This is a genomic window from Pseudoalteromonas galatheae (assembly GCF_005886105.2).
In the GTDB taxonomy this organism is placed as follows: domain Bacteria; phylum Pseudomonadota; class Gammaproteobacteria; order Enterobacterales; family Alteromonadaceae; genus Pseudoalteromonas; species Pseudoalteromonas galatheae.
In genome coordinates this window covers 1,498,736-1,521,822 of the sequence record NZ_PNCO02000001.1, presented here as the reverse complement: position 1 = coordinate 1,521,822, position 23,087 = coordinate 1,498,736, and the positions used below count along the sequence as shown (strand labels likewise).

20 protein-coding genes are annotated in these 23,087 nt (G+C 43.7%); 4 read left to right on the top strand and 16 right to left on the bottom strand.

The annotated features are described in order from the left end of the window. Positions 1-54: 54 nt before the first annotated feature. The 8 genes from sucD to sdhC form a co-directional block, all read right to left on the bottom strand. Positions 55-927, bottom strand: coding sequence for a succinate--CoA ligase subunit alpha (sucD, locus tag CWC29_RS06625; RefSeq protein ID WP_099641555.1), 873 nt, complete (start codon positions 925-927; stop codon positions 55-57). Further along, entirely contained in the window at positions 927-2,093 is a 1,167-nt protein-coding gene (gene sucC / locus CWC29_RS06620; RefSeq protein ID WP_010371452.1) for an ADP-forming succinate--CoA ligase subunit beta, read from the bottom strand. Before sucC ends, sucD begins: the two co-directional genes overlap by 1 nt. Before the next feature lie 173 nt (positions 2,094-2,266). Then, positions 2,267-3,760 carry a 2-oxoglutarate dehydrogenase complex dihydrolipoyllysine-residue succinyltransferase gene (gene odhB / locus CWC29_RS06615; RefSeq protein ID WP_045989062.1) on the bottom strand — a complete coding sequence of 498 codons (1,494 nt, stop codon included), beginning with the start codon at positions 3,758-3,760 and terminating at the stop codon, positions 2,267-2,269. Positions 3,761-3,770: 10 nt separating this feature from the next. Further along, positions 3,771-6,584: a 2-oxoglutarate dehydrogenase E1 component gene (gene sucA / locus CWC29_RS06610; protein WP_138523848.1), complete on the bottom strand. Its 2,814-nt coding sequence runs from the start codon at positions 6,582-6,584 to the stop codon at positions 3,771-3,773. A gap of 84 nt (positions 6,585-6,668) precedes the next feature. Beyond that, complete coding sequence (locus CWC29_RS06605; RefSeq protein WP_128728232.1) at positions 6,669-7,388, bottom strand: succinate dehydrogenase iron-sulfur subunit; 720 nt, start codon at positions 7,386-7,388, stop codon at positions 6,669-6,671. Between the two features lie 10 nt (positions 7,389-7,398). Then, positions 7,399-9,171, bottom strand: a complete 1,773-nt coding sequence (gene sdhA, locus CWC29_RS06600; protein WP_128728233.1) for a succinate dehydrogenase flavoprotein subunit — start codon at positions 9,169-9,171, stop codon at positions 7,399-7,401. Further along, on the bottom strand, positions 9,172-9,519 hold the full coding sequence (sdhD, locus tag CWC29_RS06595; protein WP_128728234.1) for a succinate dehydrogenase, hydrophobic membrane anchor protein: 348 nt from the start codon (positions 9,517-9,519) through the stop codon (positions 9,172-9,174). After that, positions 9,510-9,887, bottom strand: a complete 378-nt coding sequence (gene sdhC, locus CWC29_RS06590; RefSeq protein WP_128728235.1) for a succinate dehydrogenase, cytochrome b556 subunit — start codon at positions 9,885-9,887, stop codon at positions 9,510-9,512. Before sdhC ends, sdhD begins: the two co-directional genes overlap by 10 nt. 415 nt (positions 9,888-10,302) lie before the next feature. Between sdhC and CWC29_RS06585 the strand changes: the two genes are divergently transcribed. The 3 genes from CWC29_RS06585 (at position 10,303) to CWC29_RS06575 (ending at position 13,315) form a co-directional block, all read left to right on the top strand. Next, complete coding sequence (locus CWC29_RS06585) at positions 10,303-11,589, top strand: citrate synthase (RefSeq protein ID WP_010371472.1); 1,287 nt, start codon at positions 10,303-10,305, stop codon at positions 11,587-11,589. A gap of 102 nt (positions 11,590-11,691) precedes the next feature. Beyond that, positions 11,692-12,903 carry an aminotransferase class V-fold PLP-dependent enzyme gene (locus CWC29_RS06580; protein ID WP_138523850.1) on the top strand — a complete coding sequence of 404 codons (1,212 nt, stop codon included), beginning with the start codon at positions 11,692-11,694 and terminating at the stop codon, positions 12,901-12,903. 4 nt (positions 12,904-12,907) lie between these two features. Then, a complete protein-coding gene (locus CWC29_RS06575) occupies positions 12,908-13,315 on the top strand; it encodes a SufE family protein (RefSeq protein ID WP_138523852.1) in 408 nt (135 codons plus the stop codon). 29 nt (positions 13,316-13,344) lie between these two features. On the opposite strand, the gene tcdA is transcribed toward CWC29_RS06575, so the two are convergent. The 7 genes from tcdA to CWC29_RS06540 all read right to left on the bottom strand — a co-directional run bounded on the left by tcdA (position 13,345) and on the right by CWC29_RS06540 (position 20,743). Then, positions 13,345-14,142 (bottom strand): tRNA cyclic N6-threonylcarbamoyladenosine(37) synthase TcdA, encoded by a 798-nt coding sequence (tcdA, locus tag CWC29_RS06570; protein WP_138523854.1) that lies wholly within the window; start codon positions 14,140-14,142, stop codon positions 13,345-13,347. Position 14,143: 1 nt separating this feature from the next. After that, positions 14,144-14,809 carry a TIGR01621 family pseudouridine synthase gene (locus CWC29_RS06565; RefSeq protein WP_138523856.1) on the bottom strand — a complete coding sequence of 222 codons (666 nt, stop codon included), beginning with the start codon at positions 14,807-14,809 and terminating at the stop codon, positions 14,144-14,146. Further along, entirely contained in the window at positions 14,796-15,557 is a 762-nt protein-coding gene (gene kdsB, locus CWC29_RS06560; RefSeq protein ID WP_128728240.1) for a 3-deoxy-manno-octulosonate cytidylyltransferase, read from the bottom strand. The genes CWC29_RS06565 and kdsB overlap by 14 nt, the downstream gene beginning before the upstream one ends. After that, complete coding sequence (locus CWC29_RS06555) at positions 15,545-15,742, bottom strand: Trm112 family protein (RefSeq protein WP_010371492.1); 198 nt, start codon at positions 15,740-15,742, stop codon at positions 15,545-15,547. The genes kdsB and CWC29_RS06555 overlap by 13 nt, the downstream gene beginning before the upstream one ends. Then, the gene (gene lpxK / locus CWC29_RS06550; RefSeq protein ID WP_138523858.1) at positions 15,732-16,715 is read right to left on the bottom strand and encodes a tetraacyldisaccharide 4'-kinase; all 984 of its coding nucleotides are present in this window, start codon (positions 16,713-16,715) and stop codon (positions 15,732-15,734) included. The genes CWC29_RS06555 and lpxK overlap by 11 nt, the downstream gene beginning before the upstream one ends. Continuing rightward, positions 16,716-18,455 (bottom strand): lipid A export permease/ATP-binding protein MsbA, encoded by a 1,740-nt coding sequence (gene msbA / locus CWC29_RS06545; RefSeq protein WP_128728242.1) that lies wholly within the window; start codon positions 18,453-18,455, stop codon positions 16,716-16,718. It lies immediately after the preceding gene. Between the two features lie 62 nt (positions 18,456-18,517). Continuing rightward, positions 18,518-20,743: a DNA internalization-related competence protein ComEC/Rec2 gene (locus CWC29_RS06540; protein WP_268960340.1), complete on the bottom strand. Its 2,226-nt coding sequence runs from the start codon at positions 20,741-20,743 to the stop codon at positions 18,518-18,520. Between CWC29_RS06540 and CWC29_RS06535 the strand changes: the two genes are divergently transcribed. Further along, positions 20,744-21,253 (top strand): DUF2062 domain-containing protein, encoded by a 510-nt coding sequence (locus CWC29_RS06535; RefSeq protein WP_138523862.1) that lies wholly within the window; start codon positions 20,744-20,746, stop codon positions 21,251-21,253. A 107-nt stretch (positions 21,254-21,360) separates the two neighbouring features. On the opposite strand, the gene CWC29_RS06530 is transcribed toward CWC29_RS06535, so the two are convergent. Beyond that, a complete protein-coding gene (locus CWC29_RS06530; protein WP_138523864.1) occupies positions 21,361-23,085 on the bottom strand; it encodes a DUF3466 family protein in 1,725 nt (574 codons plus the stop codon). Between the last annotated feature and the right edge of the window lie 2 nt (positions 23,086-23,087).

Genomic DNA, 23,087 nt, shown 5'->3' with positions numbered 1-23,087 from the left:
ATAACTAGATCAAAAAAGGCTCCGTAAGGAGCCTTTTTAACACGTGGTATTAACTTACCAACCCGCTTTCTCTTTTAGTGCAGAACCGATTTCTGCAAGAGAGCGAACTGTTTTAACACCCGCTGCTTCAAGTGCTGCGAATTTCTCATCAGCTGTACCTTTACCGCCTGCGATAATTGCACCAGCGTGACCCATACGCTTACCTGGAGGAGCTGTAACACCAGCAATGTAAGAAACAACAGGCTTAGTTACGTTGTGCTTGATGTACTCAGCCGCTTCTTCTTCAGCTGTACCACCGATCTCACCGATCATTACGATAGCTTCAGTTTGCGGATCGTTTTGGAACATCTCTAGTACGTCGATGAAGTTAGTGCCTGGGATTGGGTCACCACCGATACCAACACAAGTAGATTGACCGAAGCCAGCGTCAGTTGTTTGCTTAACTGCTTCATAAGTCAAAGTACCAGAACGTGACACGATACCTACTTTACCAGGCATGTGGATGTGACCTGGCATGATACCGATCTTAGTTTCACCTGGAGTGATAACACCTGGGCAGTTAGGACCAATCATGCGAACGCCAGTTTCTTCTAGCTTCACTTTAACATCAACCATGTCTAGTGTAGGGATGCCTTCAGTGATACATACGATTAGCTCGATACCTGCGTCGATCGCTTCAAGGATAGCGTCTTTACAGAAAGCAGCTGGTACGTAGATAACAGATGCAGTTGCACCAGTTGACTCTACCGCTTCACGTACTGTGTTAAATACAGGTAGACCTAGGTGAGTTGTGCCGCCTTTACCAGGAGAAACACCACCAACCATTTGCGTACCGTACTGGATAGCTTGCTCAGAGTGGAAAGTACCCTGACCACCAGTGAAACCTTGACAGATTACTTTAGTATCTTTGTTAATTAGTACAGACATTATTTGCCCTCCGCAGCAGCAACTACTTTCTCAGCAGCGTCAGTTAGTGACTCAGCTGCAATGATGTCAAGGCCAGAGTTAGCTAGTACTTCACGACCAGCTTCAGCGTTAGTACCTTCAAGACGTACAACTACTGGTACGTTTACGCCAACTTCTTTAACCGCACCGATAATACCTTCAGCGATCATGTCACAACGTACGATACCACCGAAGATGTTAACTAATACTGCTTTAACATTGTCATCAGAAAGGATGATCTTAAATGCTTCAGATACACGCTCTTTCGTCGCGCCGCCACCAACGTCTAGGAAGTTAGCTGGCTTGCCGCCGTGTAGGTTTACGATGTCCATAGTACCCATCGCAAGGCCTGCACCGTTAACCATACAACCAACGTTACCGTCTAGAGCAACGTAGTTTAACTCGAAGCTTGCAGCGTGAGCTTCACGTGCATCTTCTTGTGAAGGATCGTGGAATTCACGGATCTTAGGCTGGCGGAATAATGCGTTACCGTCAACACCGATTTTGCCGTCTAGGCAGTGTAGGTTACCAGCGTCTGTGATTACTAGCGGGTTGATCTCTAGTAGTGCAAAGTCGTGGTTGATAAACATTTGCGCTAGACCCATGAAGATCTTAGTGAACTGCTTAACTTGAGTTGGGTTCAAACCTAGTTTGAACGCTAGCTCACGACCTTGATAAGCTTGAGGACCTACAAGTGGGTCGATCTCAGCTTTATGAATTAGTTCAGGCGTTTCTTCTGCAACTTGTTCAATTTCTACACCACCTTCAGTTGATGCCATGAACACGATCTTACGTGAACCACGGTCAACAACAGCACCTAGGTATAGTTCATTTGCAATATCAGTGCAGCTTTCTACTAAGATTTTAGCAACTGGCTGACCTTTCTCGTCTGTTTGGTAAGTAACTAGGTTTTTACCTAACCAGTTTTCAGCGAATGCGCGGATTTCGTCTTTGCTGTCTGCAAGTTTAACACCGCCAGCTTTACCACGGCCGCCAGCGTGTACTTGACACTTAACAACCCACTTGTCTCCACCGATTTTACCAGCAGCTTCTACTGCTTCTTGAGGTGTATCACAAGCAAAGCCTTCTGATACAGGTAAACCATATTCGGCAAAAAGTTGTTTTGCCTGATACTCATGCAAATTCATGATGCTTTATCCAATTTTTTATACTAAAAAAGCTGAATATTTATGCAAATAGTCAGCTATCCCAAATTGCGCACATAGTATAGATCCCAAGGCTTCTGATGAAAACCCCACTTAGACCAAAGGCGCAAAAAAAAAGCTGCATGCGAGCATACAGCTTATTCTTTAAACAAATATTATACGTCTAGTAGTAAACGTGTTGGATCTTCAAGCAACTCTTTAATCGTCACTAGGAAGCCAACTGACTCTTTACCATCGATTTGACGGTGGTCATAAGAAAGCGCTAGATACATCATAGGTAAGATTTCAACCTTACCATTTACTGCCATAGGACGCTCTTGGATTTTGTGCATACCCAAGATTGAAGATTGTGGCAAGTTGATGATAGGCGTAGAAAGGAGTGAACCAAACACACCACCGTTGGTGATTGTGAAGTTACCGCCAGTCATATCATCTACTGTTAGCTTACCGTCACGGCCTTTGATAGCCAGTTCACGAATGTTCTTTTCGATTTCAGCAACTGAAAGCTTATCGCAATCACGTAGTACCGGAGTCACTAGACCACGAGGCGTTGATACCGCGATGCTGATATCAAAGTAGTTGTGGTAAACGATATCATCACCGTCGATTGACGCGTTTACTTCAGGGAAACGCTTAAGGGCTTCCGTTACTGCTTTCACGTAGAAAGACATGAAACCTAAACGGATACCGTGACGCTTCTCAAAAACTTCTTGGTATTGCTTACGAAGATCCATGATTGGCTTCATGTTTACTTCGTTGAACGTCGTCAGCATTGCTGTTGAGTTCTTCGCTTCTAATAGACGGTTAGCGATTGTCTTACGCAGACGAGTCATAGGTACACGCTTTTGTGTACGTTCACCTACAGGCGCTGCTGGTGCAGAAGCCGCAGGCTTAGACTCTGATTTTGCTGGTGCTTTTAGGAAAGCATCAACGTCTTCCTTAGTAATGCGACCGCCTTTACCAGAACCTTTGATCTTAGCAGCATCAAGGCCTTTTTCTGCGATAAGACGACGAACAGATGGCGTTAGTACATCTGAGTTTTCGTCAGAAGCAGCTGCTGGTGCTTCTTCTTTCTTAGCACTTGATGATGCAGCTGGTGCACCACCGGCAACGATTTTACCGATAACTTGATCACCTAGTACAGTCTCACCTTCAGCGTGGATGTGCTCACCCATCACACCGTCTTCAGGTGCAACAACTTCAAGAACCACTTTATCAGTTTCAATATCAACTAGGTTCTGGTCGCGGCTAACCGCTTCACCTGGTTGAACGTGCCAAGTTGCGATAGTAGCATCTGCTACTGACTCAGGAAGTACAGGTACTTTAATGTCCACTTCTTTACCTTCTGCTGCTGGCGCCGATTCTGACGCTGCTGGTTTTTCATTTGATTGAGCAGGCGCTGCTGCTTCATCAGCAGCACCTAGTTGTGCAATAACTTGTTCGCCAAGAACGGTTGCGCCTTCTTCTTCAGAAATTGCAACGATAACACCATCTTCTGGTGCTACCACTTCTAAAACGACCTTATCCGTTTCGATGTCAACTAAGTTTTGATCGCGAGTCACTTTATCGCCAACGCTTACATGCCATGTAGCAACCGTTGCATCTGCAACAGACTCAGGAAGAACAGGCACCTTAATTTCGGTTGTCATCTCTTATTCCTTATTTCTTAATTGTTAAAGCGTCAGCAATTAACGCGTTTTGTTCTTTAGTATGTGTAGACATGTATCCACATGCTGGTGCAGCTGAAGCCTTACGGCCTGCATACGTCAGATTTGCGCCAGCTGGGATAGCTTCCCAGAAATGATGCTGTGAACAGTACCAAGCACCTTGGTTTTGTGGCTCTTCTTGACACCAAACAAAATCTTTTACGTGCTGGTAACGAGCCATGATCTCATCCATCTCTTTGTGAGGGAAAGGATATAGCTGTTCAACACGAACGATAGCAACGTTGTTAAGTTCTTGCTTACGACGTTCTTGCAGTAGTTCGTAATAAACCTTACCGCTACAGAACACCACACGCTCAACGTTTTCAGGATTGATATCATCAATCTCATCGATCATGTTGTTGAATACGCCTTCAGATAGCTCTTCTAGGCTAGAAACCGCTAGTGGGTGGCGTAATAGCGACTTAGGCGTCATTACGATCAATGGACGACGCAGTGGACGAACCGATTGACGACGTAACATTGCGTATACTTGCGCTGGTGTTGACGGTACACATACTTGCATATTGTGGTCAGCACAAAGCTGCAAATAACGCTCTAAGCGCGAAGAACTGTGCTCTGGACCTTGACCTTCATAGCCGTGAGGAAGTAAAAGTGTTAAACCACATAGACGGCCCCACTTCTGTTCACCTGAGCTAAGGAATTGGTCAAATACGACTTGAGCACCGTTGGCAAAATCACCGAATTGCGCTTCCCACAGTACCAATGACGTTGGCTCTGCTGTCGCATAACCATACTCGAATGCAAGTACCGCCTCTTCCGACAATACTGAATCGTACACTTCGAACAGGCCTTGGCCTTCACGAATGTTTTGTAGCGGAAGATAAGTAGACGCGTCTTTTTGGTTATGTACTACAGCATGACGATGGAAGAATGTGCCACGACCAGAATCCTGGCCAGTAAGACGTACGTCTGTGCCTTCGTCAACTAAAGTCGCGTAAGCCAATGTCTCAGCCATACCCCAATCAAGCATTTTCTCGCCTTGCGCCATTAGTTTACGGTCGTCGTAAATCTTTTTAACGCGTGATTGTGCTTTATGCGTTTCAGGATAGTTCGCAATCTTTTCGCCAAGCGCTTTAAGCTTATCTAACGCAACTTTTGGCTCATAAGGCGCGTCCCAGTCGTGACCAACATACTTAGACCAATCAGAAGAATGCTTGGTTTCTTTTTGAATTTCTTCTACTACACAAACACCTTTATCAAGACCATTACGGTAATCGTCGGCAATCTGCTTCGCATCATCTTCAGAAATCACACCTTCACGTACGAGCTGATCAGCATATAATTGACGAGGTACTGGGTGCTTTTTGATCTTTTGATACATCAACGGCTGAGTCGCATTTGGCTCATCAGCTTCGTTGTGGCCATGACGACGGTAACACACTAAGTCAATCACTACATCACGCTTAAACTTGTTACGGAAATCAAGTGCAACTTGTGTAACAAATGCAACAGCTTCTGGGTCGTCAGCGTTAACGTGGAAGATAGGTGCCTGAACCATTTTAGCGATATCAGTGCAGTATTCAGTCGAACGAGTATCTTCGCGTTTTGATGTAGTGAAACCTACTTGGTTATTAACTACGATACGGATCGAACCGCCAACGCCGTATGCACGTGTTTGCGATAAGTTAAACGTTTCTTGTACGACACCTTGACCTGCGATTGCAGAGTCACCGTGAATTGTGATTGGTAGTGCTTTAGAGCCACTTTGGCAATTTAGTCGGTCAAGACGAGCACGTACCGAGCCCATTACTACTGGGTTTACAATTTCAAGGTGAGATGGGTTAAATGCCAATGCCATGTGAACATTGCCACCCTTCGTACCAAAGTCAGAAGAGAAACCCATGTGGTATTTAACATCACCCGAACCTGCATGCTCACCGTATTTACCAGCAAACTCGTCAAATAGTTCTTGTGGGTTTTTACCCAGTACATTCACTAGTACGTTTAGACGACCACGGTGAGCCATACCAATTACGGCTTCTTGCTGACCACTTTCACCAGCACGATGAATAAGCTCTTTCAGCATAGGCACAAGTGAATCACCGCCTTCTAAAGAGAAACGCTTCGCACCCGGAAATTTTGCACCCAGATACTTTTCTAAGCCGTCTGCAGCAGTAAGGCCTTTATAGATTCTTAGTTTGGTTTCTTTGTCGAACTGTGGTTTCGAGAAGGACGATTCCAAACGCTGTTGTAGCCAACGCTTTTCTTCGGTAGACGTGATGTGCATGTACTCAGCGCCGATAGAGCCACAGTATGTCGCTTTAAGCGCAGCGTACAAGTCTTTGAGTTTCATTGTCTCTTTGCCACAAGCAAATGAGCCAACGTTAAATTCTTTATCTAAGTCTGCATCGGTTAAATCATGAAAAGCAGGGTCAAGATCGCGAACACGCTCTCTATCCCAAATCCCTAGAGGATCTAGGTTTGCGTTCTGATGACCTCTGAAACGGAATGCATTAATTAACTGCAGAACTTTAACTTGTTTGGCATCAGCAGAACCTTCTGCAGAAACCACGACTTCTCTGTGTTTGTTTTTAGCAAGTTCCGCAAATTGCGTTCTCACTTCTGAATGCTTTGTGTCAACATCCACACCATCAACTTTTGGTAGTTGATCAAACACCTCTCGCCACTCTTCTGGCACTGAAGCTGCATCATCTAAATACGCTTCATATAGATCTTCTACGTACGCAACGTTACCGCCGTACAAATGCGAAGATTCTAGCCATGCCTTCATCACACCTTCGTGCATCTATTAGCCCTTTTATCTAGCGCAGAAACCCAAACGAAAACAAGATGGCAAGCATTTGCTTGCCATCTTAGCTAGTAGTATGTGTTATACCGAACGGTTTAACAACATTGATTTAATATGCCCAATTGCCTTAGTTGGATTAAGACCTTTTGGACAAACGTTAACACAGTTCATGATACCGTGACAACGGAATACACTGAACGCATCATCAAGGCCTGCAAGACGTTCTTCCGTTGCTGTATCGCGGCTATCAGCCAAGAAACGATAAGCGTGTAGAAGACCTGCCGGACCGATGAACTTGTCTGGATTCCACCAGAACGAAGGACAAGACGTTGAACAACATGCACAAAGAATACATTCATACAGACCATCTAGCTTTTCACGTTCTTCAATAGACTGAAGACGTTCAACACCGCCAGTCGGCTTGTCGTTGATCAAAAACGGCTTTACCTTCTCGTACTGCGTATAGAACTGACTCATGTCAATTACTAGGTCACGAATTACTGGTAAACCCGGTAATGGACGAATAATGATCTTACCTTTTCCACCTTTCTGCACCGCAGAAATTGGAGTAATACAGGCAAGGCCGTTCTTACCGTTCATGTTTACGCCGTCAGAGCCACAAACGCCCTCACGACATGAACGACGGAAAGATAAAGTTGGATCTTGCTCTTTTAATTGCATCAGAGCGTCCAACACCATCATGTCACGACCTTCCTCTACTTCTAGAGTATAGTCCTGCATACGCGGTGCTGAATCTTCATCAGGATTGTAACGATAAACTGATAATTCTAAAGTCGCCATCGTTGAACTCCTAGTATGTACGTGCTTTTGGCGGGAAGGCTTCACGGGTTGTAGGCGCAAAGTTTACTTCACGCTTAGTCATCGAATCAGACCCCGGGTGATGAACTGAGTGGCACAGCCAGTTCTCATCGTCACGCTCTGGGAAGTCAAAACGTGAATGTGCACCACGACTCTCTGTACGGAAGTTAGCGGCTACTGCTGTCGAGTACGCTGTTTCCATCAAGTTATCTAGTTCTAAACACTCAATACGTTGCGTATTGAACTCAGATGACTTGTCATCTAGACGAGCATGCTTAAGACGCTCGCGGATTTCTTTAAGCTCTTTAAGGCCCTCAGCCATTGCATCGCCTTCTCTAAATACAGAGAAGTTAAGCTGCATACACTCTTGGAGGTCTTTTTTAATTTGTACTGGATCTTCACCTTTACCAGCTTCAGACGACTCCCAGCGATTGTAACGTGCGAACGCGTTATCAACATCATCTTTCGATGCTTCACCAGTAGACTCGAAGTTGTTTAGGTACGTGCCTAGGAAGTTACCTGCCGCACGGCCAAATACAACTAAATCAAGCAACGAGTTGCCACCTAAGCGGTTTGCGCCGTGTACTGATACGCACGCAATTTCACCTACAGCGAATAAACCTTCGATGATACGCTCATCACCATTTTCACTAACACTTAACACTTGGCCATTCACATTCGTTGGTACACCACCCATCATGTAGTGACATGTTGGGATGACCGGAATTGGTTCTTTAGCAGGGTCAACGTGTGCAAATGTCTTAGAAAGGTCACATACGCCAGGTAAACGTAGATTTAGCATCTCTTCACCAAGGTGATCGAGTTTAAGCTTGATATGTGTACCCCAAGGACCCTCACAGCCACGGCCTTCACGAATTTCTGTCATCATTGCACGTGCAACAACGTCACGACCAGCTAAGTCTTTTGCGTTAGGTGCATAACGCTCCATGAAGCGTTCACCGTCTTTGTTTAGAAGGTAACCACCTTCACCGCGACAGCCTTCTGTCACAAGCGTACCTGCACCTGCAATACCGGTTGGGTGGAACTGCCACATTTCCATGTCTTGCATTGAAATACCAGCACGCACCGCCATACCAACACCATCACCAGTGTTAATGTGTGCGTTAGTAGTAGATGCGTAAATACGACCTGCACCACCCGTTGCTAATACCACTGCTTTAGACTTGAAATAAACGACTTCGCCACTTTCGATATCAATCGCGGTAACACCAACGACGTCGCCTTTGTCGTTTTTAACTAAATCAAGCGCATACCACTCTGAGAACACGTTTGTTTTGTTTTTCACGTTTTGCTGATACAAGCAATGTAATAATGCGTGACCAGTACGGTCAGCAGCCGCCGCTGTACGTGCAGCCTGCTCACCGCCGAAGTTTTTAGACTGACCACCGAATGGGCGCTGATAAACACGACCATTTTCAAAACGAGAAAAAGGTAGTCCCATGTTCTCAAGCTCAGTAATAGCTTCAGGACCCGTTTTAGTCATGTATTCGATGGCATCTTGGTCACCAATGTAGTCTGACCCTTTCACCGTATCGTACATGTGCCATTCCCAGTTATCCTCATGAGAATTACCTAGCGCGACTGTAATACCACCTTGCGCAGATACTGTGTGAGAACGAGTTGGGAAAACTTTTGAAATAAGAGCACAAGTTTTACCTGATTCTGAAATAGCGAGTGCCGCGCGCATACCCGCGCCACCAGCACCAACTACAACTGCGTCAAATTCGCGTACGTTATATTTCACTTAAACACCCCATAGAACAAATAGACCAATAGCTACGTAAGCTATTGCCATAAGGTTTAATACAAAGCCAAGGACAGTGCGAGTTGTCGAGTTCTTAACGTAGTCAGTTAGAACCTGCCACAAACCAATGCGTGTATGCACCATGATACAAACGAGTGTGATCATCGTCGCTGCTTTAACAGCTAAGTTTGAGAACAACCCTGACCAAGCTTCATAGGTCAGTTCAGGAGTCAATAATAAATAGCCTATGATAAATACAGCATAAGCTAGGATAATTAACGCAGTTGTGCGTAATGACACGAAGTCTTGTACGCCATCACGCTTAAGAGTCGCTTGATTTAAGACCATATCCATACTCCAGCTAAAATTGCTAAAACAGCCCAAAGCGCTAGTGCAACTTTCGCGCTATTCGCGCTTGATTCTAATTCTTCCCAACACCCCTTGTCCTGTATCATGTGACGGATACCAGCGATAACGTGGTAAGACAATACAGTTAGGGTGCCCCACGCGATGAATTTCGCGACAAAGCTAGTCATCAGTTCTTTTACAAACATGAAGCCTTCAGAAGAAGAGAGAGATTCAGACCAAGCCCAAATCACAAAGGTTAAAGCGAAGAAGAACGCTACACCAGTAATACGGTGAAGAATCGACGCTTTAGCCGTTATTGGCATAGATATAGTCGTAAGATCTAGATTTACAGGTCTTTGCATTTTCACAGTTACTTGCCCATCTTTGCCCACAAGGAGCCATCTACTTGTTTTTATGAAACCCACCTACATATTCTCAAATGCAAGCAGCACACTCTAGATAAACCAATTTGGACACCAAATAGTTCACTTGAGTGTAAAAATTGATGTAAAAATAGGTTTACCTACAGACGATACGGTATAAAACCGTTGACAGTATATAAGGCTATGCGCCCTTTTACAATTCTTGTTTAGATAGAGACGCTTGCGAATTAGCGAATGGTCTAATATTTAATCGTCGTAGAATATTTATTATACATTTATGCATAAATCACAGAAAAATTGACTTTTGACCTAGGTTATAAGTTAGAATGATCTGAATTTGCTTAACATTAGTATCACAACATAACAATCAGAATATTGTTATTAAATAGGAGACAAATAGATGGCAGATAAAAAAGCCACAGTCCATATTGATGGTCACGATCCGATTGAGTTACCGATTTACGAGGGTACAGCTGGTCAAGACGTAGTTGACGTTCGTTCTTTAGGTGCTCACGGCCTATTTACGTATGACCCAGGATTTATGTCGACTGCCTCTTGTGACTCGTCTATCACTTATATTGACGGTGCCAAAGGTGTACTGCTTCACCGCGGTTATCCAATTGAGCAACTTGCTGAAAATTCTAACTATATTGAACTTTGCTACCTACTATTAAATGGTGAATTACCAAGCGAAGAACAACTAGCTGAGTTCTCAGATGAGATCACTCGCAACACAATGATGCACGAGAAAATCGCTGCGTTTTTCCAAGGTTTCCGTGTCGATGCGCACCCTATGGCAATGCTATGTGGTGTAGTTGGTGCGTTATCTTCGTTCTATCACTCAGATTTGGATATTTCTGATGAAGACCAGCGTATGCGTTGTGCAATCAAATTAGTAGCTAAGCTACCAACGATTGCTGCAATGGCGTACAAATATAACGTTGGCCAACCGTTCGTATACCCACGTAACGACTTGAGCTACGCAGAAAACTTCCTTCACATGATGTTCTCTGTACCAGCTGAAGACTATAACGTCAGCCCAGTGCTTGCTAAAGCAATGGATCGTATTTTCATGCTTCACGCAGACCACGAGCAAAACGCGTCAACTTCAACCGTTCGTCTTGCTGGCTCTTCAGGTGCAAACCCATACGCATGTATCGCGGCAGGTATTGCATCACTTTGGGGCCCTGCACACGGCGGCGCAAACGAAGCATGTTTAACTATGCTTGAAGAAATTGGCTCTGTTGATCGTATTGACGAGTACGTTGCAAAAGCAAAAGACAAGAACGATCCGTTCCGTCTAATGGGCTTTGGTCACCGCGTTTATAAAAACTTTGACCCACGTGCGACGGTAATGCGTCAAACGTGTCACGAAGTGCTTAAAGAGCTAAACATTCAAGATCCACTGCTTGACGTAGCAATGAAACTTGAACAGATTGCCCTAGAAGACCCTTACTTCATCGAGAAGAAACTATACCCGAATGTAGACTTCTATTCTGGTATCATTCTTAAAGCAATCGGTATTCCAACAAGCATGTTTACGGTTATCTTCGCGATGTCTCGTACTGTGGGTTGGATTTCACACTGGAACGAAATGCTTTCTCAACCAGGACACAAAATTGGTCGTCCGCGTCAGCTTTACAAAGGCTACACGTCTCGCGACTACAAAACACAAAACGACAGATAATCTCGTTATTGTGTTTGAAAAGGCCGCTTAATGCGGCCTTTTTTGTTTTAATATCGCCGCGTATTCGTTAGAATCGCGCTGCTCAATTAACTCAGGTACGTTATGACTGACATTCAATCTCTGCGCAACGACTTTCCAATTTTGAACAAACAACTTGATGGACAGCCGCTTTGCTATCTTGACTCTGCTGCAACTGCGCAAAAACCGAACAAAGTCATCGATGTCATAAAATCTTTTTATCAAGATGAGAATTCAAACGTACATAGAGGTTTACACACGCTTAGTGAAAACGCCACCGTTCGCTACGAAAGTGCCCGAGAAACAGTTGCAAATTTTTTAAATGTAGAAACACGAGAAATAGTATGGACCAGCGGCGCTACTGAATCTCTAAATTTGTTGGCTCATGGCCTGAGTGCATGCTTCAATTCAGACAGCGTCATTGCCATCAGTCCTTTTGAACATCACGCTAACATAGTGCCTTGGCAAGAAGCCTGTCAACGTACCGGGGCAACTTTATTAGTGTTACCTATGTTAGACGGCATCCTCGATGAGCAAGGCGCTATTGCGCTGTTAAAACAACATAAACCTGATGTGTTAGCAATGGGTCATGTGTCAAACGCACTTGGGAATATTCATCCAATTGAATCGCTCATTTCGGTTTGTAAGGCATTGGGTACCATCACGGTTATCGACGGCGCACAGTCTTTACTGCATTTAAGGCCTGATCTGAAGGCACTGGATTGCGACTTTTATGTTTTTTCAGCTCATAAAGCGCTTGGACCAACAGGTGTCGGCGGGCTTTATGGTAAATACCAGCAACTAAATGCGCTCCCCGTGTATAAAACCGGCGGCGAAATGATAAAAGAAGTGAGCTTCGAGCGATCCAGCTATCGAGAGGCACCTGGCAAGTTTGAACCCGGCACGCCCAATATTTCTGGCGTTATCGGTTTTGCCGCAGCGATAGATTATATAAACAAGATTGAGCACAGTGCACTTCAACGATATGAGCAAACGCTCTACCACGCCCTTTTAGAAAAGCTAAGACAGATTGAAGGCATCACGGTTTATGGCGATACACAAAACAATGTTGGCGTAGTCAGTTTTAACTATAAAAGCGAGCATCACTACGATCTTGCCACACTACTCAATACATACGGCGTAGCAGTCAGAAGCGGACATCATTGTACTCAGCCTCTTATGAAAATGCTCAAGGTTAACGGGACAGTGCGTGCAAGTTTGGCTTTTTATAATAACCAAGATGATATTGAGCATTTTATTAATGCGTTAAATGCCACAATAGAATTATTAGATTAAACTTATGAATATTGAACATATCACAAAAAAATTATCTGACAGTCATGGCTGGCAAGCCAAGTACCGTGAAATTATGCTGCTAGGTAAACAACTTCCATCGCTTCCTGATGCGCTGAAAGTCGACTCAGCGTTAGTGTCAGGCTGTGATAGTAAGGTTTGGCTCTATCTGGACTTAGATGAAAACGCGCAGCAGCTCGTACTCATTGCCGACTCAGATACGCGTATTGTCAAAGGATTACTTGCAATCATCATTGCAGCGTACGCAAGTAAAACACCAGAGCAAGCAAGTCAGTTTAATGCTTATGAACTGTTTGAGTCGCTTGGATTAATTGCTCACCTAAGCCCATCAAGAGGTAATGGTATACGTGCGATTGTTGAACAGATCCAAGCAAAGGCGGAGTTATTAAAATAAAGTGATATAAGGTGCTCGAACGAGCACACTTATTCGCTGCTTTTGCTTTGTTTATCTAGGTACTTGCGTATTGCTTTGGACGCCGCAAAAAAACCAAAACTCCCAGTTACCATAGTAGCAGAGCCAAACCCGGTCGCGCAGTCCATATTTTTCCCACCTTCAGCTTGTTGCTTTGCCTTGCACACGGTGCCGTCGGTACTTGGGTAAACGAGCTGCTCTGTGGAATACACACAATCCACGCCAAATTTACGTTTTGGATTATCGCTAAAATTATATTGTTTTCTGAGAATATAACGTACTTTTGCCAGCAGCGGATCATGGGTTGTCTTTGCCACATCCCCATATTGGATCTGGCTAGGATCGGTTTGACCGCCTGCACCTCCTGTGGTGATCACCGGTATTTTATTACGCTTACAATGCGCGATTAGCGCCGCTTTCTCTTTAACCGCGTCGATACAGTCAATAACATAATCAAAGCCTTGAATGTAGTTTCTAATGTTATCTAACATCAAAAAATCATCGATCAGGGTAACTTCACAATCTGGGTTAATCGCAAGACAGCGATCTCGCATTGCTTCAATCTTTTGCATCCCGATACTTTCGCTATAAGCATGTAACTGGCGGTTAATGTTAGTAACACAAATATCGTCCATATCGATAAGCGTAATCTTTCCTATACCCGTTCTCGCTAATGCTTCTACAGCCCAGCTACCAACGCCACCGATACCAATAACACAAAAGTGTGCTCTACTTAATGCTTCTAACTCGGCGTTACCGTATAACCGACCAATACCGCCAAATCTTAGTTCTCTATTCGAATCCGTCATTTTACCACTCTAATTGACTTGGATTTTGCCAACTTGCAAAGATTTCATGTGCCAATAAATGGCCAAATGCACCCTCACCTTCAGGCGCCGCTTGATAACGTTGATGGTTACCTTGCCACTCAAATTCAAGGCAAAATGCGTGAAGATACGTTCTATCAGCAGGCTCTCCACTATAGGCTAAATCACCTAAAATTGGCGCACCGATACTTTTTAGTGCCACGCGAATTTGGTGTGTTTTACCGCTAAACGGTTTAACGATACAAGCGCGTAGGTTGCTCGCAACAGAGCATGAATAAAATCGAGTCACCGCAGGATTTAGCTTAGTTTTAACCAGTTTATAAGTGCCTCTACGCGACTTAGCCATATCGCCTTTTATCCAGCCTTGCTTTTTCTTCGGTTTAGCACTGACTAACGCCAAGTAAAATTTATCTATTTTTCGGGCGGAAAACAGGCTTGTCAACTGCTTTGCAGTCTCGCTAGACTTCGCTAAAAGAATGAGTCCCGATGTAACTTTATCAAGGCGGTGAACCGCAAATAAGGGATAGCCTAATTGCTCCGTCAGTAAGGCAACAAAACCTGCACCGTCCTCACTATGGAAACTCACACCTTGAGGTTTGTATGCAACTACATAGTCTGCCTCGTCTGCAATGAGCTTAAACTTTTCCATTCAGTATCTCTTGAACTCGTGCCAAATCTTCGGGAGTATCGACTCCTGCATGCACCGGCTTAGCCGCTTTAGCGACCTTAATTTTGTATCCATGATACAGCACGCGTAGCTGCTCTAGTGACTCTTGCAACTCTAGCGGTGAAACACTTAGCGATAAATAGGTTTGAATAAAGCCCGCACGATAAGCATATATGCCAACATGACGTCTAAAGTGACTCACTGGAATGTTATTTTTGTCGAGCGTTAACATACTGTCGCGCTGAAACGGAATAGACGCGCGAGAGAAATACAGCGCGTTATCTTGAATATCAGACACCACTTTCACAGCATTCGGATTTAACACCTCTTCTACATCTTCCACATCAACGCACAAAGTCGCCATCGGTGCATCAGAATGATGCAGTAGTGCTGCGACTTGTGCGATGTTATCAGGCTCTAATAGTGGCTCATCACCTTGTACGTTGACCACCAAGGTTTGTTCGTTCAGCCCCAGTTGTTCAACAACTTCGGCAAGTCGCTCAGTACCAGATTGGTGATCTTCACGCGTCATAAGCACATTATCGGTGAAGCCTTGCGCAGCCTCAAATACCGCACTGTGATCGGTTGCGATATAAACCGCTGCAGCACCAGATTGAATAGCTTGTTCGTAGACACGCTGGATCATTGGTTTACCGCCGATATCAGCAAGTGGTTTACCAGGCAGCCTGCTTGAAGCATAACGCGCCGGAATAACGACTACGAATTCCACTGCTCAACCTCATCACTGCTCAGCTCGCGTGCTTCGTTTTCCAATAGCACAGGAATATCATCTTTAATTGGATACGCAAGCTTAGCTGCTGTGCTGATCAACTCTTTGTTTTCTTTGTCATATCTTAATTTGCCTTTACATACTGGGCAGGCAATTATTTCTAGTAATTTGGTATCAAAGGCCATGATAAATCTCTTTCTTTTTAAGTAAATTTAATACCGCTTTTTCAAGCGCTGATGTAGGTTTGGCATCTACTTTGAGGTAATACCAATTATCTTTTGCAAATGTGCGACACTTTACCGCATCTTTCTCTGTCATAAAAATAGCGCCGTTATCGATTTGCGAGAAGTCGGACGCTTGATATGGATGATGGTCCGCAAAATGTAGGCTTTCACTCAGAACAATCCCCCTATCTCGTAGCGTATTTTCAAATCGCGCGGGATTGCCGATAGCACAGACTGAAGCACCAGCCATTTCAATATTGGATGCTGGACTATCATCTGTAACACGAAAAAAACCAACCGCCTCTAGCGTATAGGAGTAACTTTCGCACCCACCATTATATACGGCAAGATCGACACTCTGAATACGCTTAGGTAACTCCCTAAGGGGCCCTGCTGGCATCCACAAGCCATTCCCAAAGCGCCGTTCAGCATCAACAATACAGAATTCAATATCTCGCGCCAATTTATAGTGCTGTAGCCCATCGTCGCTGACAATGATGTTTACATCGCTACTATCCAATAATTTCTCGATACTGGCTTGTCTATCAGCACCAATCATCACTGGGCATTTCAACCGCTTGGCGAGTAAACAAGGTTCATCACCGCCCTCTTCCGTTGAGGTCGCTTCAGTGACCAAAAACGGGGTTGAACTGGGTTTCGCACCGTAGCCTCGACTGATCACCCCAACCTTAAAACCAAGCTTTTCAAGAAAAGGCACTAACCAAAGCACAAATGGCGTTTTGCCATTACCGCCCACACTGATGTTACCGACAATAATAACCGGAACAGGCGAGCGATACGCGGGGCAAAAACCGAGTTTATAAAGCCCCTTTCTTATCGAGCTAATAAGTCCAAATAATAGGCTTAACGGGAGCAATAACAACGTCAGTACGCCCGCTTTTTTATACCAACTTTGCTCTATTTTTGATGCCATTTATTGCTCACCAAACTGCATTTTGCAAAGTGCATGATAAACCCCTTCCTGCGCGACTAATTCAGCATGCTTGCCTTGTTCGATGATTTTGCCTTTATCTAGCACATAGATGCAGTCACAACGCTCGATTGTCGATAACCGATGGGCAATCACTATGGTTGTTTTATCAGCCATCAGTTCTTCTAACGCTTGTTGGATCAAACGCTCAGATTCCGTGTCTAGTGCTGATGTGGCTTCATCTAAAATAAGGATAGGTGCATCTTTTACAATAGCACGCGCAATGGCGATACGTTGTCGTTGTCCGCCAGAAAGCATCACGCCATTTTCACCAACAACAGTATTTAGGCCCTCAGGAAGATCTTTAACAAATTCCCAGACGTGGGCTTGTTTTGCTACTTTTTCGAGGGCTTCTTGCGATAAGGGTTGCTTTAACGAGTACATAATATTGTTTGCAATAGTGTCATTAAACAACACCACTTGCTGCGACACGATGGAAAACTGCGCGCGTAGATCCGCAAGCTGGTAATCATTTATGTTCGTGCCGTCTAACTCAATACTGCCCGCTTCAATATCATAGTAACGCGGTAATAGATTAGAAATCGTTGATTTTCCTGAGCCACTTCTGCCAACCAACGCAATACTCTGCCCGGCTTTGATTTCAAGGTTTAATGACTCAATCACCGGATCGTTTTTAGATGGATAAGTAAAGGTTAAGTCTTTGACTTGTAGGTTACCTTGAGCACGAGATAAGGACTGAGTGCCAGTGTCCTTTTCTTTTTCAAGATCAATCACCGCAAACACACTTTTCGCCGCAGAGATACCGCGTTGCAAGTCGCTATTCACATTGGCAAGTTGTTTTAAAGGACGCAGCATCATCATCATAGAGGTGATCAAAGTGACAAAGGTGCCCGATGAAATTTTATCTACCATAGAAGGCATTGCGACAATCGCGAGTATCACCGCCATTGCGCTCGCCGCTATGATTTGGATGATAGACACGCTCAGCGCTTTAGTCGCATCCATTTTTACGCGTTGCTGGCGATTATGATTATTAACTTTAGCAAAGTGAGAGATAGTTTTATCTTGACCACCAAACCCATGAATAACTTTATGACCCGCCATCATTTGCTCAGAGCTTTTCGTCACTTCTCCCATCGCATCTTGAATATTCTTGGAAATTTTCTTAAAACGCTTAGACACCACAGTAACGATCACCGCCACGATTGGTACCACAACTAAGAAGATGAGTGATAGCTGCCAACTTGCATAAAACATCGTAATAAGTAGGAAAAATACAAATGCACCTTCACGGATCAGCACTTGAAGTGCCTTAGTGACGGCTTGCTGTACTTGCTCAGTATCAAAAGTGATTTTTGATATCAATTCACCATTAGAATGTTGATCATGAAATGAAACTGGTAGATACAACATATGTTCAAATAGTTGCTGTCGCAAAGTGCGAACAACCTGAGACCCAACATAAGACAAGCAATACGATGCCATATAGTTAAATATACCGCGACCAATAACTAACGCGATGACAACAAAGGGCGCTAGTTTTAGTACATCGCGATTGCCTGCTGTGAGACCCTCATCGATAAATGGATCCATTAAGGCAACGAACGAAGCGTCCATCGCAGCGTACCCTATCATGCCAATTACTGAAAATACGGCAGCGAGTTTAAAGTCTTTTACATAGCTAAATAATCTAGCGTAAATCTGCTTGTCGGTTGGTTGCATTGCCAGCCTCTACTTTTCTATATGGCATTATTGTAACTTTCAAATCGTTAAAACTGAATGGATTATCTGAGAAACCAGTAATTTTCCACTTCTCGAGCTCGTTCAACTGTGATTTCTTGAGCAAAAATTGAGATCTTTATATGGCCATCTAAGGCGGTATCCAATAGCGTGCTCCCTACTCTTTGGTATCTTTCAATCACGTTCTCATTGGGAATTTTCCAAGGCGAATAAAAGGCACGAGAAAATATCGCAATATCCGGGTCAACTGCTTGAATAAACTGCTCGCTTGAAGAGCTGCCACTACCATGGTGTGGAACCAGTAAAATGTCGGCTTTGAGTGCTTCTTTTTCTAGAGTAAGTAACTTAGCTTCAATGACTTTCTCAATATCTCCTGGTAATAAAAGCGTAAACTGCCCATCAGAGATACGAACCACACAAGAGTTATTGTTGTCATTGTTCGACATTTCTTGAGGCCAGATCACAGATACCTCTAGTCCTTGAAATTGATGCATTCCTAGCACACAACTATCAGCAGCACTTGCTGGGTGAAAACGCTGTAACGACTTCCCGCCATCAAAAGCAATGAGGTCGTCAACGCCACCATTATGGTCACCATCGTTATGACTAATGATGGTATCTTGCAGCGTAATTCGATTATTTAAAAGATAGGGTTTGATCACAAACTCGAACATCGAAAAATAACCAAAATACTTAGCCCCCACATCATAGAGCAGCCCTTTGTTATCACGAGAAACTAACACTGCCGTTCCGTGACCTACATCAAAGATATCGATTTGCCATAGCGGAGAAGCTCGAAATTGATACTGAACGAGGAAAAGTAAGACAGGTAATAAACCGAGATAATCTCTGAATAAAAACAGCAGCACAGCACTTAAGTAGCTGGTTATGAGAAACACGGACGAAACGCTGGGTATATCTACCCAAGTTAGCGGAGCGCTCTGCAACAACTCAAAAAGAACCACTAAACCATTATCAACTAAGTGAAGTGGAAGTTGCCAACCAATAGCGTGCAACGCAGTAACATGAAGCAGTAGTAGCGGAAATACAACCACAGAAATCAACGGGATCACAATGATGTTCGCAACCAGTGAGATAATACTCGCACCGGAAAAGAAATATAGGTTAAGTGGCAACAGGCAGATAAATAACGCAAGCTGCAACTTAATTAACGCAAGCAGTTTTGCACCTATACCTCGACCAACTTTTGTCACTAACGTTACGATGATAGCAACCGCAAAAAAGGAATAATATAAACCAGGATTAAGTAGCGAAAACGGGTCTACCGCCAAGACGATTGTCAACGCAACCGTTAACACTTGAAGCGCTTTAAGTCGCACAGCAAAGAGGTAACATGCAACCCATACCATTGCCATGATCACAGCTCGTGTCGCCGATACACTGTAGCCGCAGAGAATGACGTATCCAAAACACAATAATAACGCAAAAACTAAACACCACTGATGCAAGTTGGCTGCCTGGGAGATTATTACCGGGATACAATACAGCACGACTTTTATCAGCAAAAACGCGATGGCAAATACCATCCCGATATGAAGCCCTGAAATCGCTAACAAATGGCTCAAACCTAGACTTCTAAATTGTGTTTTGTTTTCAAAGTCGACTTTGCTTGTATCGCCGGTTAACAAAATATAATACAGCCAAGCATAACTGAGCCCGTTTAGCTTTTTATCTATGAATAAGCGGTAGTTATTTCGCCACGTAGTGTCCTTCACTACCAAATTGATTGTTTTGATGCTGCCCTTAAAATACATGTGCTTTCTAAACGCATGCAATTCAGCGTTAAAAAGTCCGATATTAACTCGGCTACGATAACGCTTAAGTTTTACCGTAAACTCAATGTGGTCACCAACTGTCAATATAGGCGTTGACGCGTCACGATAAAGCTTTGCATTTACCGTCCGCCAACGCGCAAACTGATAATCGTCAACTTGTTCAAGTTTTACCTTTAACGCTTCACCTATCACAGAATTATCAACCTCAAGAACTTTACCCGAAGCAGTAACAAGCTGCGATTGCCACATTTCTGGTATTTTTAGCTGATAAAAAACAAAGTAATGGCTAAGAACAATGGAAATCCCTAAAATAAACCCTGCCAATATAGGACAAAAAAGCTTAGAATAGCGGCCCATGAAGTAGAGGAATATGCTTATTGCGGCTAATCGCCAATTGTCGAGAAGAAATACCGCACTGAAGCAACCCAGCATTATTCCAAAACATATCAGAATCCAAGTAGATGGCAGCTGCAAATGGCGAAAAAAACGATTCAACGCTTTTTACCTGATCATAATAAAATCAAACAACAGAAATCATTAAAAATCTTTGGTAAGTTATTGCATGATGCCAATCTCTGGCATTTGAACCGGCGCTCAGCGCGCGGTGCATTTTCGGTGGGGCTATTTTTCGCATTCATCCCTGTTCCTTTTCAAATGGTGCTGGCAGCAGCACTCGCGATTCCATTTCGCGTTAACTTGCCTTTGTCTATTGCACTCGTGTGGATCACTAACCCACTCACAATGCCGCCTATATTTTATTGCTCATACTTAGTCGGTGTATTTGCTCTTGGCCAAGAACAACAACCATTCCATTTTGAAGCGAGTTGGGAATGGCTTGCACAAAGTTTAACAACGATTGGGCCAGCATTTATCGTCGGCTCTTTGATCTGCGCAACACTTGCCGCCATTGTCGGCTTTTTCGGTATCGATTACCTGTGGCGACGCTCAGTAAACAAAGCGTGGCAAAGTCGCGGCCAAGACTAGTACCAGTATAGTTAAGATTTTTATCGGTTGAATTAAATATCGAATTGAATTTTTTCAGACACAAAAAAAAGCCCTTAAGGGCTTTTTTTTGTGTCTAAATTTGTACTTTAGATTTTACGACGTCTTCTCAGCGCCACTAGTGGTAACGCAAGTAAGCTAAGCCAAGACCAGCTTGCAGATTGGCGCTCATACGTCTCCGCTTCAGGTGGTGTACAGCTTTCTGGTTCACCCGAAATTGGCGTAAGTAAAACTGGCAAACTCACCGATTCATACTCTATCTCACCTTTACTGTCCTTTTCAATTCCACCCAAGGTATTGCGTCGTTCAACTGTTTTAGTCGCGACAGCGTAAATCTTGTTATCATCGGTGATTTTTACAGCTTCTGCGATAGTGTAAGGGAAAGAATCGCTCTTACAAGGAAGAAGTGAGTTTATATTAACTAGTTTTTCTGCACCAATTTCATATAAAAACGCCTCGCGACGGCGGTTAGAGCCACTCTTTTCGATAACACCTTGACCTACAACAAACCCGTTATTATTGATGTCGTTTACCGCAGTTGCTGAGCTCTCAAAGTATGCAGGCATCTCTTTAAATTCTGATGTTGTCGTATCAAAATAAAAGCCAGTTGAGTCATATTCTCTTGAACCATTCGATGACCGACCAAACACACCAACAATAATCCCATTATCATTTACATCAACTGCTTGGCTATACTCGATAAAGCTCTCAACTTCTTTGATGCGCTTGATTTCACCATCTTTATAATAAACAGCCTGTCCATATGGCAATAAATCATTATTACTTTGACGACGCGCTCGGGACTCACCAACCGTTAAGCCGTTCGCATTAGTTGCCACAGCCAAACTTGAATAAGCAATTTCACTGTCTTCATCTGGCGTGAATCCCAAACCAAGATCAGTGGTGCTAGTTAGATTAAAGTCATTGTCAAACTTCCATTGATACGCTCTTGTGTGGAAAGGAGTGGAGATACTTTGTACACACACCTCAACCGGTTCATCTTTACCATCACAATTGTCTTCAATATTTTCTTTTGCACGTTGCGATAACGACGTCGAGCTTTGTCCCACAACAATATAGCCGCCATCTGCAGTTTGTTTGATATCAGTGGCAATAGAAAGACCGCCGTATTCTGTAAAGGCTGGCTCTAACTTAATTTTCTCTCCTGCTGGTGTAACTAAAATACCTTTATTGCGCCAATCACGCACAAAGTAGGTTTCTTTTTCCGTTTCACCATCAGGAGTAAATGTGATCTTTTTGTAAGGCGCAGATCCCCAACCAACGATTGTGCCGTCTTCTGCGATGCTCGTTAGGTAGCTACTCACAGATCGAGTCAATCCCTCGTAGTCAGGGGATGATTCGTCAAACACCACGAACTCTTCTGCACTACTGTTATCATAGGTCAACACAATGCCACTAATAACATGTTGATGCTGTATAAAACCATTTCTATTCTCACTGCTCAAGTACGACAGCATAAAAGCATGCGCTTGGGCATTTGTATTAGCAGCATTGCTATTTTGAATATCATCTAATGTAAAAGTAATTTCTTCGTCGATCAGCTCATACTGCTTTTTAGTGTTATCGTAAAAGTTTTTAAATGTCGAATCATCAAAGTCGATATACGACACATCAATTTTTACACCAAACAGATTGGACGCATAGCCAATCACTTCACCCGCTTCATTGGCATCCGACACGTAGCTATATTTGCTATTATCATGTCTTGGTAATTCAGTTAACTGATAGGTGGCAGCGTTCGCCTGTTGTGAAAGGGCTACGGCGACACTCGCGGCTAAAAGTTTAAATTTCATTT

What these genes read in the sequence shown, in the direction of transcription:
- sucD (WP_099641555.1), bottom strand. Translation starts at nt 927, where the DNA reads ATGTCTGTACTAATTAACAAAGATACTAAAGTAATCTGTCAAGGTTTC.
- sucC (WP_010371452.1), bottom strand. Translation starts at nt 2,093, where the DNA reads ATGAATTTGCATGAGTATCAGGCAAAACAACTTTTTGCCGAATATGGT.
- odhB (WP_045989062.1), bottom strand. Translation starts at nt 3,760, where the DNA reads ATGACAACCGAAATTAAGGTGCCTGTTCTTCCTGAGTCTGTTGCAGAT.
- sucA (WP_138523848.1), bottom strand. Translation starts at nt 6,584, where the DNA reads ATGCACGAAGGTGTGATGAAGGCATGGCTAGAATCTTCGCATTTGTAC.
- CWC29_RS06605 (WP_128728232.1), bottom strand. Translation starts at nt 7,388, where the DNA reads ATGGCGACTTTAGAATTATCAGTTTATCGTTACAATCCTGATGAAGAT.
- sdhD (WP_128728234.1), bottom strand. Translation starts at nt 9,519, where the DNA reads ATGGTCTTAAATCAAGCGACTCTTAAGCGTGATGGCGTACAAGACTTC.
- CWC29_RS06585 (WP_010371472.1), top strand. Translation starts at nt 10,303, where the DNA reads ATGGCAGATAAAAAAGCCACAGTCCATATTGATGGTCACGATCCGATT.
- CWC29_RS06580 (WP_138523850.1), top strand. Translation starts at nt 11,692, where the DNA reads ATGACTGACATTCAATCTCTGCGCAACGACTTTCCAATTTTGAACAAA.
- CWC29_RS06575 (WP_138523852.1), top strand. Translation starts at nt 12,908, where the DNA reads ATGAATATTGAACATATCACAAAAAAATTATCTGACAGTCATGGCTGG.
- tcdA (WP_138523854.1), bottom strand. Translation starts at nt 14,142, where the DNA reads ATGACGGATTCGAATAGAGAACTAAGATTTGGCGGTATTGGTCGGTTA.
- CWC29_RS06565 (WP_138523856.1), bottom strand. Translation starts at nt 14,809, where the DNA reads ATGGAAAAGTTTAAGCTCATTGCAGACGAGGCAGACTATGTAGTTGCA.
- CWC29_RS06555 (WP_010371492.1), bottom strand. Translation starts at nt 15,742, where the DNA reads ATGGCCTTTGATACCAAATTACTAGAAATAATTGCCTGCCCAGTATGT.
- lpxK (WP_138523858.1), bottom strand. Translation starts at nt 16,715, where the DNA reads ATGGCATCAAAAATAGAGCAAAGTTGGTATAAAAAAGCGGGCGTACTG.
- msbA (WP_128728242.1), bottom strand. Translation starts at nt 18,455, where the DNA reads ATGCAACCAACCGACAAGCAGATTTACGCTAGATTATTTAGCTATGTA.
- CWC29_RS06535 (WP_138523862.1), top strand. Translation starts at nt 20,744, where the DNA reads ATGGCGAAAAAAACGATTCAACGCTTTTTACCTGATCATAATAAAATC.
- CWC29_RS06530 (WP_138523864.1), bottom strand. Translation starts at nt 23,085, where the DNA reads ATGAAATTTAAACTTTTAGCCGCGAGTGTCGCCGTAGCCCTTTCACAA.